Source organism: Sphaerospermopsis sp. LEGE 00249 (assembly GCF_014299995.1).
Classification (GTDB): Bacteria; Cyanobacteriota; Cyanobacteriia; order Cyanobacteriales; family Nostocaceae; genus Sphaerospermopsis; species Sphaerospermopsis kisseleviana.
This window is the reverse complement of sequence record NZ_JACJUZ010000156.1, coordinates 1-2346: the sequence shown is the minus strand read 5'-3', so window position 1 is coordinate 2346 and position 2346 is coordinate 1. Positions and strand designations below refer to the sequence as shown.

The following is a 2346-nucleotide window of genomic DNA, read 5'->3' as shown; positions in this document are numbered from 1 at the left end:
TCACCAATCACCAATCACCAATCACCAATCACCAATCACCAATCACCAATCACCAATCACCAATCACCAATCACCAATCACCAATCACCAATCACCAATCACCAATCACCAATCACCAATCACCAATCACCAATCACCAATCACCAATCACCAATCACCAATATACTATTTTTCATATTGTTCATAAGCAGAAACGATCCTTTGTACTAAAGGATGACGAACAACATCTTTTTGAGTAAATTCACAAAAAGCGATACCTTCAACGTGCTTGAGAATTTGCAAAGCAACGGTTAAACCTGACTGTTGATGTAGAGGTAAATCAGTTTGCGTGATGTCACCTGTAATCACCATACGAGAACCAAAACCCAAACGAGTCAGCACCATTTTCATTTGTGCGGGTGTGGTATTTTGAGCTTCATCAACAATTACAAAAGCATTATTTAAAGTCCGCCCCCGCATATAAGCTAAAGGCGCAACTTCTATTATGCCCCGTTCCATTAAATTGGGGACTTTTTCAGGATCAATAAATTCATTAATAGCATCATAAAGCGGACGCAGATAGGGGTTAACTTTTTGTTGTAAATCTCCTGGTAAAAATCCCAGTTTTTCCCCAGCTTCCACCGCAGGACGGGTTAAAATTAATTTTTCAAATTGATTAGCTAGAAGTTCTTGGACAGCGACGACAACCGCGAGATAGGTTTTACCAGTTCCCGCAGGACCAATACCAAAGGTGAGGTCGCGTTTACGAATAGCTTCAATATATTGTCGTTGACGGAAAGTTTTAGCGCGGACTTCTTGACCACGACGACTTTTAGCGAGGATATCGCGCTGTAGGTCTTGTAATTCACCTTGGAGATCGCCCTCTATTGCTTGACGGGCTGTTAAAATATCCGCAGTAGCAATATTATTACCTTTACTCCAGAGATTTTCTAGCGATCGCACTATTTTCACAGCTAGATCAACCTGCTTTTCTTGACCAGAAATGAGTAGTTCTTGACCCCGCAGCACTAAACTAGCTCCTGTTTGTTGAGACAGAAACTTGAGATTTGCTTCCCCATATCCCGCAAGAGCGATCGCACTGGGAATATTAGGCAGCCCAATTGTAACTGCACCTGCCATAGTGTTTATCAAAATTTATCAAAATTTATCAAAATTTATCAAAAATTTCTCAGAAGATAGACCCCCAACTTCTTGAAGAAGTCGAGGATCTGGGTATTGCGTTTTTTTCAGTCGTATTGACTTAGCAACAAAAGACTGCAAAAATCTTGGTTTTATAGTCGTAGACAGAGCAGTTAGGACGGGCGAAGTAGGGGCGAAGCATTCGGAAAATAACTGTGATCAAAATTGATAATTTATCGCCCGAATGCTTCACCCTTACAGGAAAATAGCTTTCAATAAAAATTGATCATTGATTGCCCGAAGGCTTCACCCCTACGACTCCTGACTCCTGCTATAACAATTTTTTTGCGGACTATCTTCATCTTTACCAGAACTACTTACTGGCTGAGTCACCTCAAAATTACCAGTTTAGACCGACCGAAAGCGGGGTTTAGCAATAGGTCTGGGGATGTCTCCACTTCTTTCTCGTGATCTTGGTGGGGGTATTCTTTCTTCCTGTTCTTCATCAAAAGACATACCATCCCGATTTTGGGTATTGCTGCCGTAGATGTCCAGGTATACTGACTGGCCAGCCAATTCTGCTGCTGCGGCAATTACCGTGCGAATTGCCTGAATATTGCGTCCCCCCCTACCAAAGACTTTTCCTTTGTCTGTAGGGTCAAAAGCGATGCGAATCCAAGCCCGTTTAAGGGTGTAAGACATTTCACAATCGACACTTAAAGACTCTGGAGACTCTAAAAACGGCTGTACAAGAAACTTCACCAGCCCAACATAGTGAGGACTGGCTGCTGGTAACTTCGGCTCCAGTTTATGATGCGGCGTTTGCACTGACTTGTTCAAAAACATTAGCTTTTACGAGGATGCGACGAACGGTGTCAGTAGGTTGAGCGCCTTGTTGAAGACGCTTAACAATACCGGGAACATCCAGACGCACTTCATCAGTTCTGGGGTTGTAAAATCCTAGTTCTTCTAGGGGACGACCATCACGACGAGACAGATCGTTAATAGCAATAATGCGGTAACTTGCTTCCCGCTTTTTACCAAATCGCTTCAAGCGCAGTTTGATCATGTTGAAAAATCGTTGTCCTGTTGGTAGGTAGTGATTTTGTGAATGAAATGATAATTGTAGCACGGTTAGGAGTCAGGAGTCAGGAGTCAGGAGATCAAGGAGTCAGGAGATCAAGGAGTCAGGAGGCAGGAGGCAGGGGAAGCAGGGGAGGCAGGGGA

The 2346-nt window shown here is 43.3% G+C and carries 4 protein-coding genes; 1 reads left to right on the top strand and 3 read right to left on the bottom strand.

The window, feature by feature from the left end:
* On the top strand, positions 1 to 187 hold a 187-nt coding region (locus H5968_RS24835), incomplete at its 5' end, for a hypothetical protein (protein ID WP_222620807.1).
* Here the strand turns inward: H5968_RS24835 and H5968_RS24830 are convergent.
* The 3 genes from H5968_RS24830 to rpsP all read right to left on the bottom strand — a co-directional run bounded on the left by H5968_RS24830 (position 166) and on the right by rpsP (position 2188).
* Positions 166 to 1119, bottom strand: a complete 954-nt coding sequence (locus tag H5968_RS24830; protein ID WP_187042064.1) for a PhoH family protein — start codon at positions 1117 to 1119, stop codon at positions 166 to 168. The genes H5968_RS24835 and H5968_RS24830 overlap by 22 nt on opposite strands.
* 408 nt (positions 1120 to 1527) lie before the next feature.
* On the bottom strand, positions 1528 to 1965 hold the full coding sequence (locus tag H5968_RS24825) for a KH domain-containing protein (RefSeq protein ID WP_096566145.1): 438 nt from the start codon (positions 1963 to 1965) through the stop codon (positions 1528 to 1530).
* Positions 1928 to 2188 carry a 30S ribosomal protein S16 gene (rpsP, locus tag H5968_RS24820; RefSeq protein WP_096566147.1) on the bottom strand — a complete coding sequence of 87 codons (261 nt, stop codon included), beginning with the start codon at positions 2186 to 2188 and terminating at the stop codon, positions 1928 to 1930. Before rpsP ends, H5968_RS24825 begins: the two co-directional genes overlap by 38 nt.
* Between the last annotated feature and the right edge of the window lie 158 nt (positions 2189 to 2346).